This window comes from Pseudoxanthomonas helianthi (assembly GCF_017939625.1).
In the GTDB taxonomy this organism is placed as follows: Bacteria; Pseudomonadota; Gammaproteobacteria; order Xanthomonadales; family Xanthomonadaceae; genus Pseudoxanthomonas_A; species Pseudoxanthomonas_A helianthi.
The window spans coordinates 278673-295824 of sequence record NZ_JAGKTC010000001.1 but is presented as its reverse complement, the minus strand read 5'-3'; the positions used below and the strand labels follow the sequence as shown (position 1 = coordinate 295824).

Sequence of the window (17152 nt, the reverse complement as noted above, 5' to 3'; positions counted from 1 at the left end):
AGAGAGCATCAATGACTACCCACAAGGGTTCCAAATACTTTTCGAAAGGTGTGCGTCGCACTGCATTGAGCGTTGCGCTCGGTATGTGCTTCGCGGGCAGCATCCATGCGCAAAGTGCAGTCGGTTCGCTGTTCGGCAAGACTGGAGCTGGTGCTACGGTCACCATTGAAAATACCGATACGGGCACCTCGCGCGAGATTTCCGCTGGCTCGGACGGCCGCTTCACGGCATCCCAGCTCCCCCCTGGACATTACAAGGTAACGTCGGGCGGCGTTACTCGTGAGGTTACGGTTGCCGTGGGCACTGGTACCCAAGTGGCCTTCGAGGCTACGGGTTCTGGCGGTGCGACCACACTCGACGCCATTACGGTGAGCGGTAGTCGTATTAATCCGATTGACGTGTCCTCGGTTGAATCGACGACGGTTTTCAGCCAGGAGCAAATCCAGGCGCTGCCCGTCGCCCGTGACATCACCAACGTGGCTCTGCTGGCTCCGGGCACTGTGCAGGGTGACACCGGCTTTGGCAATCTTGCCTCGTTCGGCGGTTCCTCGGTGGCGGAAAACGGCTACTACATCAATGGATTCGATGTCACCAACATTTACAACTTCCTGTCGTTCGCCGATCTGCCATTCGATGCGATTGGTTCGCAGCAGATCAAGACGGGCGGTTACGGAGCCGAATATGGTCGCTCTCTGGGCGGCGTGATCAACCTAGTGACCAAGCGCGGCACCAATGAATGGAAGGGCGGCGCCAGTGTGTACTGGGAACCCTCGGGCCTGCGCGAACATGGTCGTGATGTGAAGTCACGAGTGCCGGGCGAGATTTCGGTTTTCCGTTCCGGCAATGAAAGCGAAACGCTGGAATACAACGTGTACGGCGGCGGCCCAATCATCAAGGATCGGCTGTTCTTCTTCGGTTTGGTGCAGGGTCAGGACAGTTCCACCGATCTGTACGGTCGCAATACCAGCGAGCGTGACACCGATACGACACCAACGGGCCTGGTCAAGCTCGACTGGAACATCACGGATAATCATCTGCTCGAATTCACCGGCATCCGTAACAAAACTAAGACGCGCGAGAAGCACTATTTCAGCAACACGGATTACGCGAAGACTCACGATGAGTTGTCCGATGATGCCGAATACGAAAACGGCGGTGATGTCTATATCGGCAAATACACGGGCTACTTGACGGACAACTTCACGCTGTCGCTGCTTGCGGGACAGCTGAAGAATGTTCGCGATTGGCGTACGACGGCGCCTGAGGGTACCGATTGCCCAGCGGCCTACGACAACACCGATGGTCTCAATCTGAATTACATCGGTTGCTGGAATCCGAACGAGTTCACCCCGGCGGATCGCAAGTTTGGTCCGAATACCGACAAGCGCAAGGCCTATCGCGCTGACGCTGAGTGGCTGATTGGCGATCACACGCTGCGGTTCGGCTACGATACCGAGAAGTTCACTTCGACGAACGCCGGTCTCGAGTACTCCGGTGGTGTTTACTATCGTTACTACCCCGGTAACCGCGTCCGCGTCCGCACGTACCAGACGGCCAGCGGCAAGTATGAAGTGCAGAATACGGCTTACTATCTGGAAGATACTTGGCGCGCAACTGATAACTGGCTCTTCTATCTGGGCTTGCGTTCGGAATCGTTCGATAACAAGAATGGCTTGGGTGAGAGCTTTGTCAAGGCAGACAATTTGATTGCTCCTCGCCTTGGCTTCTCATGGGACGTCAATGGCGATTCGACCTTTAAGGTCTATGGTAACGCCGGTCGTTATTACATCCCCGTGGCCTCGAACACGAATATTCGCGGTTCAGGATTCGAAGCGCTGACGACTTCGTTCTACTCGTATAGCGGTGGTTGGAACGCGGATGGCTCGCCGGTCACGTTGGGGCCGCTGCTGTCGGGCCCGTCCGTCAATGGCAGCTTGACCCCGCCCAACCCCAAGACGGTTGCTGATACCGAACTGAAGCCGATGTACCAAGATGAGTTCATCCTGGGCGCGCAATGGGCGATGGATTCTTGGACCGTCGGTGTCAAGGGGATCTACCGTAAGCTCAAGAACGGCATGGAAGACTATTGCACCCACGCCGCGTTCGCTCGCTGGGCAGCGGATAATGGCTACGACGACTTCGATCCGAGCACGATGGCCGGTTGCATGGTCATCAATCCGGGCAAGGACGTCCATATCGCCATGGACCTGAACAACGATGGCAATCTGACCGTGGTTAAGGTACCTAACGAAGGCTATCTGAACCTGCCGAAGGAGCGCCGTTCGTACAATGCGCTCGAATTCACAGTGGAGCGCCCGAAGCAGGACAAACTGTACCTGCAGGGCTCCTATACCTTTGCGCATAGCAAGGGCAATTCGGAGGGTTATGTCAACTCCAGCCTGGAGCAGACCGACGCTGGCCTGACCCAGGACTTCGACCACGCGATGTTCGAAGATGGCGCTTTCGGCTATCTGCCGAACGATCGTCGGCATACGTTCAAGCTTTTCGGTACGTACGATATCACCAGCGAGCTGATGGTCAGCGGCAATTTGCTGGTGCAATCGGGTCGTCCCGTCAGCTGCCAAGGCTATATCCCGCTCGAAGCGCTCGATCCGGATGATGCATCCGAACTCGAGGCATACTCGGCTTCCAGTTTCTATTGCCTCACCAAGGATGGTATCTATGCTGATGGTGTTCGGGAGCTGAAGGCCCGTGGCAGCTTCGGGCGTACCCCGTGGCAGTACCGGGTCGACATGGGCTTGAGCTATGTGCCTAATTGGGCGAACAAGCACCTAGAGTTCAACGCTTCCGTCTTTAATGTGTTCAATTCGCACAAGGTGACGGAACGGAACGAGGCCGGTGAGCTGTCCCGTACCGTCGATGACGACGGCAACTACTTCTATCGGGTCAATCCGGATTTCCTGAACGATGTCAACTACCAGGCCCCGCGTTATGTCCGCTTCACCGTGCGTTACACCTGGTAAGCCACGGGTGTAGCCACTTTAGCTCGGCTGAAAAGGCCGCCTTTGGGCGGCCTTTTCTTTTCTCGATCGAGGAGTCGGTTGATAATTCGGACATGACCCAATCGGACGTCGATCTGCAAGGTGCCTGGAGACAAGCGGAGTCCGGTTATCGGGCAGGCCGACTGGGCGATGCTGAGATTGCTTGCAGGAAAATATTGTCCGTGGCGCCTGAACATCCAGCGGCGCATTGGTTGCTTGGCAGGGTATTCCAGGCGCAGCGGAGATTCCGTCTTGCGGTTCATCACGCGCGAGTTTCTGCTACCTATTTGCGGCATTTGCCGTTGGCGCAGAGATTGGCAGTAATTCATGGATTGATTTCAATAGGAGATTACCGGGCCGCGATCGAAGAATTGAGTACTGTCCCTAAGGACGAGGGGCTGCGGCCGTCGTTGGTAGCGGAAATTGCTTCGCAATTGGCCCAGTTGGACGAGCATAGGGAAGTCCGTGAATGGCTGGACTATTTCCTTGAGCGCATGCCCCACGAGAGCAGGCTTTGGTATTTCAGCGGAAATAACTGGAAATACAGAGGCGATTTCGAAAAGGCGGTCAACGCCTATGGACATTCAATAAGGCTGCAGCCAGACAATCCATATCCGTATTTAGCCTTGGCTTCCATTGGTGTGCGACAGGGAGCGGAAGCAAGAATCGATGCGCTGGAGCGCCGGATACGCGCGACGACGGAACAGGGTTCCAAGGGGGTACTTGGTTATGCCCTATTTAAGGAGTTTGATGGCATCGGGGATGTCGACCGGGCTTGGGCAGCTCTGCGCGAGGCTATGCAAATCAAGAAGCAGATGGCACGCCATGAGGCGAGAAGCGATGAGCTAATTTTCGAACATCTCGGGCATGGCGCGAGAGCGATTTCGGAACGGAAGATGCAGGAACGCCAGACAGACTGCTTGCCGATCTTCGTGGTCGGCATGCCACGAACGGGAACTACTTTGCTTGAGCGGATACTTGGGAATCACCCCTTGGTGGCGGCTTGTGGCGAACTCAGTGAATTGCGCATGCAGTTCAAATGGGAGACCGATTATTACTGTCCGGGGTTTCTGGACGTCGAAGCCGCAAGGAAGGCAGCCAGCGTGGACTTGGACAGCCTTGGGAGAGGATATATCGATCGTGTCCGTTGGCGTGCGGGCGGCAAACGCTGGCTAGTGGACAAGCAGCCAGCAAACTACCTGTACGCGCATTTGATTCTGAAGGCCTTGCCGGAGGCGAAGATGATCTGCCTGCGTCGCGATGCCATGGACAGCTGTTTCGGCAACTTGAAAGAGTACTTTTCCCCAGGGTATTACGAATATAGCTATGACATTTCGGATGTTGCGGTTCACTACCGATGCTTTTCCAGATGGGCGGACATGTTATCTGCGGAATTCCCGCAGCAGTTTTTGAGCGTCAGCTATGAAAATCTGGTGTGTGAGCCGCATAGCCAGAGTTTACGGATCCAAGAGTTTTGCGGTTTGCCAGTCGGCACAGGGATGGCGAACATAGAAAGGAATATGTCCGCTGTGTCAACCGCCAGTAGCGTTCAAGTGCGAGAGCCGATCCATACCAGAAGGATTTCGGGTTGGAAAAAATATGCAACGCATCTGGGTCCGCTACGTACCAAGCTCAATGAGATGGGCTGCATCTAGCGCGGTTCCGAGACTCAGGTCGTCCCCTACATTTCCGGAGTTAGCGGTGCCCGTCGGCTCGCCGTTAGTAGATTTACAAATCCTGCTCGTACCGCACATACGGCACGGTGCCTTCGTCGCTGGCGTCGTTGTTGGGGGCGAAGGGGTTCTTGCCGCGGGTGATGACGTTTTCGGCGCCGACGGTGAGTTGGCCGCTCCACGGGGTGCGCCAGGTGATGCCCAGGCCGAGGCCTTCGAAGGGCGGCTTGCCCGGGGTGTCGACGACGCGGCCGATGATGTTGGCGCTGAAGGCGCCGTAACCGCCGCCGACGGTGAGGCTCTTGCTGTTCCAGCGGTCGGCGATCGCGGGCAGGTCGGCCGCCGGAACCAGGCGGGCGCGGGCCACGGCGCCGCCGATGCGGACGAAGCCTTCACGGCCGATGTTCTTTTCGCCGAATACCGTCAGGTCGTTCTGTTCGACTCGTGCAGCGGGCTTGCCGGGATTCAACCAGGCGGGCAGGGTGTCGCGGCCGGTGCCGGCGGATACGCCCAGGCGGCTGCCCGGGCGGGTCAGGTTGGCGGTGGCGGAAACCCGCTTGTTGGCCTGCGGGTCGTCGTCGAGAGCAGCAACGTGGCAATAGCTGACCAAGCTGCTGATGCTGTTGGCGAAGCCGGTTTGGCGGTCGCAGGCCAGACCAAGCGAATCGCCTGATTCCAGCCCGAAGGCGGCATCGAGCGTGTTGCTGCCGAGACGCCAGCGGGCGCCGGCCGTGGCTTCGCCGGTGGGTTCCAGCACGAGTACGGCCTGGACCTTGCCATCGCTACCGATGATCGGCAGCTGGGTGGACAGGCGTTTGCTCGCGGTCTGCGCATGCGCGCCCATCGCCAGCCCAAGGGCCAGCAACAAGGCAGTCGGCAGTCGCAGGTAACGCGGTTTCATGGCTTGTTTGGATCCCCGCCAACGGCGCTGGTTCCCCTTTGGGGAGGGGCCCGATGCTAGCCGTTTTATGTTTGTTTAACAAGTCGAGACGCCCGTCACTTTTGCCTATTGCAGCCGCTCCGGAGCGGTCACTTCGACCGGCTGGGGGACGAAAAGTTCCTCGATTTCGGCCGGACTGAACCGGTATTGCTGCCCACAAAACTCACAACGTACCTCGGCCACGCCGTCGGCCGTCGCGGCTCGGGCTTCGTCGACCCCGAGCGACCGCAGCATGGCTTCGACCCGGGCCCGCGAGCACGAGCAGGCGAACGCCAGCGGCTTGCTGCCCAACAACTCGACGCCGTCCTCGTGGAACAGGCGGTGCAGCAGGGTCGCCGCCGGCGTGGCCAGCAATTCCGCCTCGGCCAGGGTGTCGAACAGGGCGCCTACCCGGTTCCAGCCGTCCGCATCGCCCTCGTCGCCCGGGAGTTTCTGCAGCATCAATCCAGTCGCGTTTTCGCCGCCAGTGGCCAGCAGCAGGCGGGTCGGCAACTGCTCCGATTGACGGAAATAGTCCTCGAAGGCCTCGGCTAGGGTCGGCGATTGCAGAGCGACCAGGCTCTGGTAGCGCTGTGGTTCGCGCGGATCAAGGCCGGGGTTTTCGATGGTGATCGCCAGCAGGGCGTCGTCACCCTGCCGGGTCAGGTCGCGGGGAATTTCCGCGTCTTCATCGCACTGGACGATGCCGCGCACGGTTCCGGCCGCCGTGCATTCGGCGAACAGGGTGCGCAGCGGGCCGCCGGCGCGCAACTGCACCGACAGGCGACCGCCCACCTTGGTATGCCCGGTGAACAGCGCGGCTGCCGCGGTCGCTTGGCCGAGCAGTTCGCGGGCCGTGGCCGGGTAGTCGCCATGCGCGAGGATTTCCCGCCAGCTTTGCCCCAGCTGCACATGGACGCCACGCACGCCTGCGCGGGGCAGCAGGAAGCGGGTCTGGAGGTCGGCGGCTTCTTGGGACATGGGGCTATCCGTGCCGGCCGGGCCGGCATAATGTCGTGTGGGGAAGCCCAGACAATGCGGGCGCCTGCCGCGATACACAAGTTGAAGGGGAATCGATTGACCGCCACCGCCTCCGAACCGGTCCGCCGCAAGCGCCGCTGGCTGCGCTGGTTGCTGGCCCTGCCGCTGTTGTTCGCCGCGGGCAGCGCCTTGCAGGTGCTGGTGTTGCGCTTCGTCGATCCGCCCTTCACGGCGTTCATCGCCCTGCGCCAGTTCGAAGCCTGGGGCGAAGGCGATTTCGGCTTCCGCCCGGCCTACGACTGGCGCGACCTGGGGCAGATGTCGCCGAACCTGCCCGTGGCGCTGGTCGCGGCGGAGGACCAGAATTTCGCCAGCCACCATGGCTTCGATTTCAAGGCCATCGAGAAGGCTCAGGCCCACAACGAGCGCATGATCGAGCGTGCCGAACGGCGCGGCCAGCCGGTCAAGCGCTTGCGTGGCGCCAGCACGATCAGCCAGCAGACCGCGAAGAACCTGTTCCTGTGGCAGGGACGCGGGCCGACGCGCTGGCTGCGCAAGGGACTGGAAGTCTGGTACACCGCGTTGATCGAGGCGTTATGGCCGAAGCGGCGCATCCTGGAGGTCTACGCCAACGTGGCCGAATTCGGCGACGGTATCTATGGCGCGCAGGCCGCGGCACGCAGTTACTGGCGCAAGGATGCCAGCCGCCTGACACCGGCCGAATGCGCGCGTCTGGCCGCCGTCCTGCCCGCGCCAAGGCGCTACAGTGCGGCGCGGCCGGGGCCGTACGTGTCCGGTCGTGCGAACCGGATCCAGCGGCAGATGCAGCAGATCGGCGGCACGGCCTACCTGGCCACGCTGGACTAGGCCGGAACCGCCGCGACGCGCAGCGGTTACCATGGCTGCATGAGTGCCGAACGCCTGACCGTCATCGTTGCCGCGCGCAACGAAGCCGAAACCCTGCCGCGCCTGCACCCGCGCATCGCCGCGACGTTGCGGCGGCTGGAGGGCATCGATGGCCGCGTGTTGTATGTCGACGACGGCAGCACCGACGGTACCTGGGCGGCGATGAAACAACTGGCGGCGCAGGACGCGCGCGTATCGCTGCTGAAGCTATCGCGCAATTTCGGCAAGGAAGCGGCGCTGACCGCGGGGCTGGACCAGGTCGACGAGGGCGCCGTGGTCATCCTCGACGCGGACGGCCAGGATCCGCCGGAGCTGATCCCGCAGTTCGTCGCGCACTGGCGCGAGGGCTACGACGACGTCTACGGCACGCGCGTCCAGCGCGATGGCGAAGGCTGGCTGAAACGCGCCACCGCGCACGCGTTCTACCGAGTGATAGGCCGGCTGTCGAAGACGCCGGTGCCCGCCGATACCGGCGATTTCCGCTTGCTGTCGCCACGCGCGCTGGCTGCGCTGAAGCAGTTGCGTGAGCGCCACCGTTTCATGAAGGGCCTGTTCGGCTGGGTCGGTTTCAACCGTGTTTCCGTGCCCTACAAGCGTGAAGCGCGCGTGGCCGGGCGCAGCAATTTCGGTTTGTGGAAGCTGTGGAACTTCGCCCTGGAAGGCATCACCAGTTTCAGCACCGCGCCGTTGCGCGTGGCCACTTACCTGGGCGTGGTCACGGCGCTGCTCGCCTTCGTCTATGCATTGTGGATCGTGGTCAAGGCCCTGCTGTGGGGCGATCCGGTCGCGGGCTGGCCGACGATGATGGTGGTGATCCTGTTCCTCGGCGGCGTTCAGCTGATGGCGTTGGGCCTGATCGGCGAGTACCTGGGCCGGCTGTACGAAGAGGCCAAACAGCGACCGCTGTACCTGGTCGACGTGTGGCAACCGGCCGCGCCGGGAGTATCCTTGGCACAACCTCTAGTCGAAGGAGCGGGCCATGCGCACGGTACGACAGTTGCTGGGGGCGAAGACGCCTGAGGTGTACGCGGTATCGCCGGACGACGCGGTGATCGACGCGATCCGGCTGATGGCGGAGAAAGGGGTCGGCGCGGTATTGGCGATGCACGGCGGCAGGCTGGTCGGCATCGTTTCCGAACGCGATTACGCACGCAAGATCGTGTTGCACGGGCGTTCCTCGTCGAACACGCCGGTGCGCGACATCATGTCCGCCAACGTGATCACCGTGGGCCTGAACCACACGGTGGAGCGCTGCATGCAGATGGTCACCGAGCACCGCATCCGCCACCTGCCGGTGGTGGACGGAGACAACGTGGTCGGGGTGATTTCGATCGGCGACCTGGTCAAGGCGGTGATCGAGGACCAGCAGGTGCAGTTGGACCAGTTGCAGCGGTATATCGCGAGTTAGGCAAAAAGCGCGAGCCGAAATCTGCCGCGTCGCCCTCGGCTTGCTAGGGCGGGGATTCAACGCGCATAACGTCCACCGCAATTCGAATCCTTGCCCGGCCCCAGTTCCAGCGTCGCCAGCAGTGCGGCCGGCGGGGCGATGTTGCCCAGCGCGACGGCCAGCGCACCGCGCAGTCCAAGGCGCTTGAAGTCGGGGCGGAACGAAGGATCGGCGAAGGTGCCGCCGATCACCAGCGGCGAACGGAACGTCAGGATGCTGCGGTCCTTCGGACGCGGACGCAGTTCCAGGTCCAGGGTTTCGTTCTTCAGGCTGATGTCGCCCTTGCCGACGATGATCGTGTCGGTGGAGTCGAAGGCCAGCGCGCGCGTCCGCATCGTTCCGTCCTGCACCGCGAAGTCGCCGAAGGCGCAGCGGACCGGGATTATCTTGTCCCTGGTGAGCAGGAATTTCAGCGATTCGGCGACGTCCAGCCCGGCCAGTTCCATCAGCAGGTTGCTGATCTGGCCCTTGCCCATGCCCACGGCGACATCGCCGTCCGCACTGCCGAGGATCTGGGCGACCGAATTGCCGCTGCCGCTGATCGCGATGTTGCCGCCAATCCGGCCGACCGCGGTGCGCGCAATTTCGGCGGTCGGGAACAGCTTGCCCAGATCCAGTCCGCGCACCGCGATGTCGGCCCGGGTGCGGATGATTTTTTCGCGCGCATCCATGCGGATGGTCGAGCGGATGTCGCCGCTGGCCACACCGAAATTCAGCGGCTCCATGCGCAGCAGGCCATCGTCGAGCAGCAGGTGCGCGTCCATGTCGTCGATCGGCAGTTTCGGCGCATTGATCCGGTGCGCCTTCCAGCGCACGTCCGCATCCATCGATCGCAGCTTGGCCAGGTTGTAGGGTTCGTCCGGCAGCACGCGTCCGTCGCCACGCTCCCGCGCTGCCTTGGCTTTTTGTTCGGCATTGCTGGTTTCGCTGGCGCCGGTCTGCGGTTGCGCGCCGATGAACCCGGCGAGATCGTCGAAATCCAGCCGCTTCGACACCAGGTTCGCTTTCAGGAACGGCCGCGCGCCGCCGGTGGTCACTGCGGCCGAACCGCCGAGGTCGCTGTCGCCGACCTGGCCGGTGAACCTGTCGTAATGCCAGGTATCGCGGTCGCGGGTGAATCGGCCATTCAACCGGTACGGCGGCGTCGGCGGGATGGCCAGGCCCAGCAGCGGGTACAAGTCCTGCATGTCGCGCCCGATCAGCGTCAGCTGCAGATCGAAATCGCGCAGGCGCAGCGGGTCGAGCAGGGTGCCGCGCGCATGCGCGCGGGTTGGGCCGGCCTGCGCGTGCGCATCGATGCGGTACGGCTGCTCCCGTTCGCGCAGGGCCAGCGGCGATGCGGCGTTGCCTTGCAGCGCGAAACGTTCTCCGCTCCAGTGGCCTTCGCCCTGCACATCGATCGAGGACGCCCGTTCGCCCGGTTTGGGCGCAGCGCTCTGCAGGCGCACGTCGATGTCGGTTTTTTTCCTCGGGTCGAGGAATACCAGGTTGCCTTCATCGACCCACAATCGGCGGAACTCCACCCGGCCCTTCTCTCCGTCGGAGCGCAGGAAATTCCAGTTGCCCTTGCCGTCCGGGCCGGTTTCCAGCCGCAGCCGTGGCCTGGTCAGGCGGATTTCCGGAATGCGCACGGCCAAACGCAACAGGGGCCAGAAATCGACGTCGATCTCGGCGCGCTGGGCCGTAGCCATGGTCGGCTCCTTCGACCACTTTGCATTGCCGAAGCGCAATGCATCTCCACTGATCGTGATCACCCGGCCCAGGTCGACATCGAGGTCGCCGTCGATGCGGAATTCGCGGCCGGTGCGCGCGCTGACCTGGCGTTCGACCAGGGGCTTGAACCAGTTCCAGTCCCACAGGATCGCCAGGAGCACGATCGCGGCGGCCAGCGCCGCAAGGATGATCGTGGTCCGGCGCGACGGCCGGCGCCAGCGGAACGGCGTCTTGCGAGCAGGGACGCTCTCCATGTGGCCACTTGACCAGCAGCGGTGTCCACAGCGCGCGAAAAAGCCGCCTTGCGGCGGCTTCGGTTCAGTTGGCGGTATCGATCGAACCGCCGGTCAGGGCAGCACCTGCCGCGTCACCGCGACGAAGTGGCAGACGCTGCCGCCGATGACGAACAGGTGCCAGATCGCATGCGAGTAGGGGATCGATTCGCGATGGTAGAAGAACGTGCCCAGCGTGTAGAACGCACCGCCCGCGAGCAACCAGCCCAGCGTCCAGCCGTCCAGCGCGGACAGCATTGGTTTGATCGCGACGATCACCAGCCAGCCCATCGCGATGTACACGATCGTCGACAGCAGCTTGAAGCGTCCGGTGTAGAACAGCTTGAACGCCACGCCGGCGACCGCCAATGTCCAGATCGCCGCGAACAGCCCCCAGCCCCACGGCCCGCGCAGGCCGATCAGGGTGAACGGGGTATAGGTGCCGGCGATCAGCAGGTAGATCGCGCAATGGTCGAAGACCTTGAGCCGGCCCTTGGCGACGGGATGCTGGATCGCGTGGTACAGCGTGGAGGCGGTGTAGAGCAGCAACAGACTGATGCCGAACACGATCGACGCGCCCAGTTGCCAGCCATCGCCGTAGATCGCCGCCAAGGTGATCAGCACTGCGCTGCCGGCAAGCGCGGCGACCGCGCCCAGGCCGTGGGTCAGGGCGTTGGCGATTTCATCGCGGATGTCGACGATTTCGTGGCGCGGGGCGGTGCCGGCGTTCATGCGCGCAAATTACCGCAACGCAGCATGGCGTGCATCTGTACGCGGAACGGCCGTTCCGAATGGTGAATAAACCCTTCTCCCACCGGGAGAAGGTGGCGCGAAGCGCCGGATGAGGGCGTAAGCATCCGGTCGCGATGAAAGTTTCCGAGAGTCGGAATTCTCCCGCCCTCATCCGCCCCCGTATCAAGTACGGGGCAGGCTCTGCGGGCACCTTCTTCTCCCGAAGGGAGAAGGGAACGACATCAGTCCACCGCCACGCTGTGCGCGTGCTCGCGGGTGGCGGAGAAGCGCACGTCGGGCGCGCGTTCCTCGGCCAGCTGCAGGTTGACCCGGGTCGGGGCGAGGTAGACCAGCTCGCCGGCGGCGTCGACGGCTAGGTTCACCGCGTTCTTCTCGCGGAATTCCTCCAGCTTCTTCGCGTCGGCGCAATGCACCCAGCGGGCGGTGGCCACGCCAACGGGCTCGAAGCTGGCGTCCACGCCGTATTCGTCCTTCAGCCGGTACGCGACCACGTCGAACTGCAGCATGCCGACCGCGCCGAGGATCAGGTCGTTGCTCATCAGCGGGCGGAAGAACTGGGTCGCGCCTTCTTCGCTGAGCTGGGCCAAGCCCTTCTGCAGCTGCTTCAGCTTCAGGGGGTCGCGCAGGCGCGCGCGGCGGAACAGTTCCGGGGCGAAGTTGGGGATGCCGGTGAAGCTGATCGCCTCGCCTTCGCTGAAGGTGTCGCCGATGGAAATGGTGCCGTGGTTGTGGATGCCGATCACGTCGCCGGGAAACGCCTCGGCCGCGATCTCGCGGTCGCTGGCCATGAAGGTCAGCGCGTTGGCCAGCTTCACTTCCTTGCCGCTGCGGACGTGGAAAGCCTTCATCCCGGCCTCGAAGCGGCCCGAGCACACGCGCATGAACGCCACGCGGTCGCGGTGCTGCGGATCCATGTTGGCCTGGATCTTGAACACGAAGCCGGTTAGCTTGTTTTCGCCGGGTTCGACCTCACGCGTGGTGGTCGCACGGTGTTGCGGCGACGGCGCGTGTTCGACGAAGAAATCGAGCAGCGGCTGCACGCCGAAATTGTTGACCGCCGAACCGAAGAACACCGGGGTCTGCTCGCCGCGCAGGTATTTCGCCGCGTCGAACGGATGCGAGGCGCCCTGCACCAACTCCAGCTCGTCGCGCAGTTCGGACAGCATCTGCGCACCGATCTTCTCCTCCAGCGCCGGGTCGTCGATGGAGGCGAAGATGGTCGAATCCTGGCGGGTGAAGTTCTTGCCGGCCTCGTACAGGTGCACTTCGCCGGAAATCAGGTGGACCACGCCCTTCAGCCGCGATCCCATGCCGATCGGCCAGGTCACCGGCGCGCACTGGATGCCCAGCACCCGTTCTACTTCGTCCAGCAGCTCGATCGGTTCGCGGCCTTCGCGGTCGAGCTTGTTGATGAAGGTCATGATCGGCGTGTCGCGCAGGCGGCACACTTCCATCAGCTTGATCGTGCGTTCCTCGACGCCCTTGGCCACGTCGATGACCATCAACGCGCTGTCCACCGCAGTCAGCACGCGGTAGGTGTCCTCGCCGAAGTCGGCGTGGCCGGGGGTGTCGAGCAGGTTGACTATCTTGCCTTCGTAAGGGAACTGCATCACCGACGAGGTCACCGAGATGCCGCGCTCCTTTTCCAGCGCCATCCAGTCGGATGTCGCGTGGCGCGCGGCCTTGCGTCCCTTGACCGAGCCGGCCATCTGGATCGCGCCGCCGAACAGCAGCAGCTTTTCGGTCAGCGTGGTCTTGCCGGCGTCGGGGTGGGAGATGATGGCGAAGGTGCGGCGGCGCGCGGCTTCGGCGGCCACGCCGCTGTTCGGGTCGGACATGGGGACGGCGCCCGCAAGGGCGTTTCGGGGATTCGGGGAGGCGCGGATTATACGCCGTAGGCCCCCATCACGTCCCCGCGCCCGGTATCTTCATCGTGGGAGCGACGTAAGTCGCGATGCTTTTTCCGCCCTTGTTGTCGGAGCCAGAAGCAAAGCATTCGCGACTTACGTCGCTCCCACACCGGATGGCAGTTCGGGCGGCGGTTACCGTCCGCCAGGGAATTTCAGCTCACCCAGCGGCCCGAACATGCGGAACGGGATCGCCGCCAGCTGCATGCCGCGGTTGGCCTGCACGACGAAATGCAGGTGCGGCCCGGTGCTGAAACCGGTGTTGCCGGACAGGCCGATGCGCTGGCCCTGCTGCACGCGCTGGCCGACCCGCACCTGCACCCCGTCCCATTGCAGGTGCGCGTACACGGCCATGCTGCCGTCGTCGTGCAGGACGCGGATGAAGTTGGCGCGGCCGCCGAACTTCTCGCGGTTCAGGCTGGCTTTCTCGAAATCGGATTCGACCTGCATCACGGTGCCGGCGCGCGCGGCCAGGATCGGCGTGCCCACCGGCAGGGCGAAGTCGACCGCGTAGTAGTTCTGCGCGTCGTCGTGGCTGAAGCCGCCGCCCGGGCCCTGGTCGACGCGCACGCGGGCGTATTCGAACGGCACGCGGTACTGGAAACCCAGGTCGGGCCGTGCGGCCGGGTTGCCGGGCAGGGCGTCGAGCTCCAGCTCGTAGTCGCCGGCGGCGAATTCGTCTTCCAGCACGATCTCGGCGACGCGGCTGCTGGCGCGCGCGGCAATGGTCGCGCGCAAGGGCAGGGTCGGGGTGGCGCGCACGTTGCGGCTGCGCTTGAAGCGCAGTTCGACCTCGGCCGGGCCGTACAGGCTGTTGTCGGCCCAGACCTGGTACGAGGGGCCGCGGCTTTCCACGCGCAGGCGCACCATCGCGCCGGGCGGATTGCGGAACGGAATGATGCTGACATCACGCGCGGAAGCGACCGAGGCGTCAGGCGGGCGGTCGCCGTAGTGGGTGACGCCGTTCTTGTCCTTCCAGCGATACAGGCGCGAGGCTTCGCCCGGCATGGACCCGGCCAGCAACAACGCCGCCAGGCCGAACAACAGCCACGGGCGACACGCGCGGTTCATGGCTGGCAGGTTTTCGACAGGTTCAACGCGCGCGCGACCTCGCCCAGGTCGAACGCGGACAGCGACAGATCGTCGTCGACCGCGTACAGCACGCCGGCGGGAAAACGCGGCGTGCCGGCGGCATACAGGGCAATGCCGTCGGTGTTGGCGGTGGCGTCGCCGGTGAAAGTGCCCATCGGGCGCAGGTTGTCACGGTCGAACACGCGGAACAAGGTCGGCTTCAGCTGGTCCACCGCGACCCAATAGCCGCGCTGGTCGGCATCGCAGTTCCACAGGGCGACGCCCTCCGGATCGGCGACGAACGCGGGCAGGTCGTCGCCGCGATAGCGGCCCTGCAGGGTGTAATCGCGCAAGGTGCGCGTGCTGCGCGGGTCTTCCTCGGCGATCAGCAGGCGATCGTTGGCCACGTCGCCGGCGATCGACTCGACCATGCGCAACGCGCCCGACCGGCCGGTGTCGCCGAATGCGCCGAGATAGGTCGCCTTCACCGTGCCGTCGTCGTCCTGGTCCACGCGGAAGCGCTTGATCCGTTCGCCCAGCTCGGCCAGCGGCGGTGGCACCCAGTCGTTTTCCTTGTCGTGGGAACGCGTGCCGTTTCCGCTGCGGACCATGTAACTGTCGGTGACGAACACTTCCAGTTGGCCGGGACCGGCCTCGTGCAACCACAGCCCGTAGGGCGCCCGCAGCACGTCGTCGCCGAAGCTCAGCAACGGTCGGAACTCCGGCAGCCCGAACACTTGCACGCGATGGTTGTCGCGTTCGGCCACCAGCAGCAGGTCGCCGAACACGGCCACGCCGTTGGGCCGGTTGAACTGGCCGGGCTGCTGGCCGCGCTCGCCCACCGTGCGCAAGCGTTGGCCGCTGTCGCCGTCGAACACCACCAGGCGGTGGCTGGACTTGGCGGTGGCGATCACCCAGGGCGTGCCGGTCTCGCTGGGCCATACGGCCAGGGAGTCCAGTTCGTCGCCGGGGGAAGGCGCGGAACGCCAGGCCTCCGGAACCATTGCATCGGCCTTCACTGGCGCTGTGGTGCGCGGGGTACTGGCGCAACCGGCCAGCAGGAGGACCAGGACCCCAATCCATGGCTGAAAACGTTTCATATGCAAAGTATGCGTTAAGTCCTTGCCGACATTGCTGAATTGGCGATGGTTTCCACTGCAAATAATTTATCGCTTTATCGGCATGAAGCGATTGACAGGCGGGGCGATGGGCTGGCAAAGTGCCCGCACCATCGAGACCGGCTGAGGGACAGGCCCTTTGAAGCCGGGGCAACCGACGGACGCGCAAGCTTCCGTGGACGGTGCCAAATCCTGCGGGGACCCGCGCAAGCGAAGCGTCCGCCGAAAGATGGTTCGAACGCGCCTTCCCGGCGCGGCGAACGCGGGCTCCGCGAAGCTCGATGGCCGTTTCAGTTTCCTTGGAACCGCCATGAGTGTCGTGAACGCAAAGCCGCAGACTTCCTTCCCCCAGACCACCGCGCGCGTCGATCGTGGCGTGCGTGCCGTCCGCGGTGAGTTCCCTGTCGTTCTGGCCCTGCGCCACGCCGGCCCCCGCTCGGTGATCTTGCGTTACGAAGTGCAGGGCCCGGCGGACGCGCCGGTGGTGTTCGTCGCCGGCGGCATTTCCGCGCATCGCCATATCGCCGCCAGCGTCGAGTTCCCGGAAAAAGGCTGGGCCAACGAACTGGTCGGCGCAGGCCGTGCGCTGGATCCGGCGCAGCGCCGCATCCTCGCCTTCGACTTCGTCGGCGCCGATGGCAAGCTCGATGCGCCGATCGATCCCGCCGACCAGGCCGACGCGATCGCCGCGCTGCTGGATGCGCTGGAAATCGAACGGCTGCAAGCCTTCGTCGGTTATTCCTACGGCGCGCTGGTCGGCCAGCACCTGGCCGTCCGCCATCCACACCGGCTGGGCAAGCTGATCGCGGTCAGCGGCGCGCACAAGCCGCATCCGTTCGCCGCCGCGTGGCGCGCGCTGCAGCGCAAGTCCGTGGCCCTGGGCCAGTTGCAGTGCGCCGACCAGCAGGGGCTGTCGCTGGCGCGCCAGTTCGCCATGCTCAGCTACCGCACGCCGGAGGAATTCGGCGAACGTTTCGACGCGCTGCCGGAAATCGTCAACGGCCGCGTGCGCGTGGCCGCCGAAGACTATCTCGACGCGGCCGGCGCGCAGTACGTCGCGCGCACGCCGGTCACCGCGTTCCTGCGCCTGTCCGAATCCATCGACCTGCACCGCGCCGATCCGCAGCAGATCGGCGTGCCGACCACCGTGGTCGCGGTCGAAGGCGACCGCCTGGTGCCGCTCGCCGACCATGTCGCCCTGGTCGAAGGCCTGGGCACGCTCGGCCACCTGCGCATCGTGCGCTCGCCCTACGGCCACGACGCTTTCCTGAAGGAAACCGATCGCATCGACGCCATCCTCAAGGCCGTGATCGACGAACCGGCACGGCGCGCAGGTGCAGCCAACGATGGCACCGCTTTCGACCACGCCTCCCGCATTCCCAATCTCTGA

General features: G+C 63.9%; 13 protein-coding genes and 1 riboswitch. Of the genes, 6 read left to right on the top strand and 7 right to left on the bottom strand.

Annotation, left to right across the window (positions count from 1 at the left end; all coding sequences use genetic code 11):
• The first annotated feature begins 11 nt into the window (after positions 1 to 11).
• The gene (locus J5837_RS01420; RefSeq protein ID WP_244755513.1) at positions 12 to 2984 is read left to right on the top strand and encodes a TonB-dependent receptor; all 2973 of its coding nucleotides are present in this window, start codon (positions 12 to 14) and stop codon (positions 2982 to 2984) included.
• Between the two features lie 92 nt (positions 2985 to 3076).
• Positions 3077 to 4657: a tetratricopeptide repeat-containing sulfotransferase family protein gene (locus tag J5837_RS01415; RefSeq protein ID WP_210534935.1), complete on the top strand. Its 1581-nt coding sequence runs from the start codon at positions 3077 to 3079 to the stop codon at positions 4655 to 4657.
• A gap of 73 nt (positions 4658 to 4730) precedes the next feature.
• Here the strand turns inward: J5837_RS01415 and J5837_RS01410 are convergent, their stop codons facing one another.
• Together J5837_RS01410 and hslO are read right to left on the bottom strand one after the other, a co-directional pair.
• Positions 4731 to 5540 (bottom strand): XOO1806 family protein, encoded by an 810-nt coding sequence (locus J5837_RS01410; protein ID WP_210536102.1) that lies wholly within the window; start codon positions 5538 to 5540, stop codon positions 4731 to 4733.
• A gap of 141 nt (positions 5541 to 5681) precedes the next feature.
• On the bottom strand, positions 5682 to 6575 hold the full coding sequence (gene hslO / locus J5837_RS01405) for an Hsp33 family molecular chaperone HslO (RefSeq protein ID WP_210534934.1): 894 nt from the start codon (positions 6573 to 6575) through the stop codon (positions 5682 to 5684).
• 54 nt (positions 6576 to 6629) lie between these two features.
• On the opposite strand from hslO, the gene mtgA reads away from it, so the two are divergent.
• Genes mtgA through J5837_RS01390 form a run of 3 tightly spaced genes read left to right on the top strand, consistent with a single transcriptional unit; the run spans position 6630 to position 8889 of the window.
• A complete protein-coding gene (gene mtgA / locus J5837_RS01400; protein WP_210534933.1) occupies positions 6630 to 7442 on the top strand; it encodes a monofunctional biosynthetic peptidoglycan transglycosylase in 813 nt (270 codons plus the stop codon).
• Between the two features lie 39 nt (positions 7443 to 7481).
• The gene (locus tag J5837_RS01395; protein ID WP_210534932.1) at positions 7482 to 8501 is read left to right on the top strand and encodes a glycosyltransferase family 2 protein; all 1020 of its coding nucleotides are present in this window, start codon (positions 7482 to 7484) and stop codon (positions 8499 to 8501) included.
• Positions 8461 to 8889 carry a CBS domain-containing protein gene (locus J5837_RS01390; RefSeq protein ID WP_210534931.1) on the top strand — a complete coding sequence of 143 codons (429 nt, stop codon included), beginning with the start codon at positions 8461 to 8463 and terminating at the stop codon, positions 8887 to 8889. The genes J5837_RS01395 and J5837_RS01390 overlap by 41 nt, the downstream gene beginning before the upstream one ends.
• 56 nt (positions 8890 to 8945) lie before the next feature.
• Here J5837_RS01390 and J5837_RS01385 read toward each other — a convergent pair whose 3' ends face one another.
• From J5837_RS01385 to J5837_RS01365, 5 genes are all read right to left on the bottom strand, one after another.
• On the bottom strand, positions 8946 to 10895 hold the full coding sequence (locus J5837_RS01385) for an AsmA family protein (RefSeq protein WP_210534930.1): 1950 nt from the start codon (positions 10893 to 10895) through the stop codon (positions 8946 to 8948).
• A gap of 93 nt (positions 10896 to 10988) precedes the next feature.
• Entirely contained in the window at positions 10989 to 11645 is a 657-nt protein-coding gene (gene trhA / locus J5837_RS01380; RefSeq protein ID WP_210534929.1) for a PAQR family membrane homeostasis protein TrhA, read from the bottom strand.
• Between the two features lie 242 nt (positions 11646 to 11887).
• A complete protein-coding gene (locus J5837_RS01375; protein ID WP_210534928.1) occupies positions 11888 to 13504 on the bottom strand; it encodes a peptide chain release factor 3 in 1617 nt (538 codons plus the stop codon).
• A 204-nt stretch (positions 13505 to 13708) separates the two neighbouring features.
• Positions 13709 to 14644, bottom strand: coding sequence for a peptidoglycan DD-metalloendopeptidase family protein (locus J5837_RS01370; protein ID WP_210534927.1), 936 nt, complete (start codon positions 14642 to 14644; stop codon positions 13709 to 13711).
• The gene (locus tag J5837_RS01365) at positions 14641 to 15744 is read right to left on the bottom strand and encodes a phytase (RefSeq protein WP_425504808.1); all 1104 of its coding nucleotides are present in this window, start codon (positions 15742 to 15744) and stop codon (positions 14641 to 14643) included. The genes J5837_RS01370 and J5837_RS01365 overlap by 4 nt, the downstream gene beginning before the upstream one ends.
• A gap of 125 nt (positions 15745 to 15869) precedes the next feature.
• A riboswitch (SAM riboswitch) is annotated at positions 15870 to 15998 on the top strand.
• A 74-nt stretch (positions 15999 to 16072) separates the two neighbouring features.
• On the opposite strand from J5837_RS01365, the gene metX reads away from it, so the two are divergent.
• Positions 16073 to 17152 carry a homoserine O-succinyltransferase MetX gene (gene metX / locus J5837_RS01360; RefSeq protein WP_210534925.1) on the top strand — a complete coding sequence of 360 codons (1080 nt, stop codon included), beginning with the start codon at positions 16073 to 16075 and terminating at the stop codon, positions 17150 to 17152.

Bases quoted from the DNA above. Each gene is read 5' to 3' on its own strand.
- J5837_RS01420 (WP_244755513.1), top strand. From the start codon at position 12: ATGACTACCCACAAGGGTTCCAAATACTTTTCGAAAGGTGTGCGTCGC.
- J5837_RS01415 (WP_210534935.1), top strand. From the start codon at position 3,077: ATGACCCAATCGGACGTCGATCTGCAAGGTGCCTGGAGACAAGCGGAG.
- hslO (WP_210534934.1), bottom strand. From the start codon at position 6,575: ATGTCCCAAGAAGCCGCCGACCTCCAGACCCGCTTCCTGCTGCCCCGC.
- mtgA (WP_210534933.1), top strand. From the start codon at position 6,630: ATGCGGGCGCCTGCCGCGATACACAAGTTGAAGGGGAATCGATTGACC.
- J5837_RS01395 (WP_210534932.1), top strand. From the start codon at position 7,482: ATGAGTGCCGAACGCCTGACCGTCATCGTTGCCGCGCGCAACGAAGCC.
- J5837_RS01390 (WP_210534931.1), top strand. From the start codon at position 8,461: ATGCGCACGGTACGACAGTTGCTGGGGGCGAAGACGCCTGAGGTGTAC.
- J5837_RS01385 (WP_210534930.1), bottom strand. From the start codon at position 10,895: ATGGAGAGCGTCCCTGCTCGCAAGACGCCGTTCCGCTGGCGCCGGCCG.
- trhA (WP_210534929.1), bottom strand. From the start codon at position 11,645: ATGAACGCCGGCACCGCCCCGCGCCACGAAATCGTCGACATCCGCGAT.
- J5837_RS01375 (WP_210534928.1), bottom strand. From the start codon at position 13,504: ATGTCCGACCCGAACAGCGGCGTGGCCGCCGAAGCCGCGCGCCGCCGC.
- J5837_RS01370 (WP_210534927.1), bottom strand. From the start codon at position 14,644: ATGAACCGCGCGTGTCGCCCGTGGCTGTTGTTCGGCCTGGCGGCGTTG.
- J5837_RS01365 (WP_425504808.1), bottom strand. From the start codon at position 15,744: ATGAAACGTTTTCAGCCATGGATTGGGGTCCTGGTCCTCCTGCTGGCC.
- metX (WP_210534925.1), top strand. From the start codon at position 16,073: ATGAGTGTCGTGAACGCAAAGCCGCAGACTTCCTTCCCCCAGACCACC.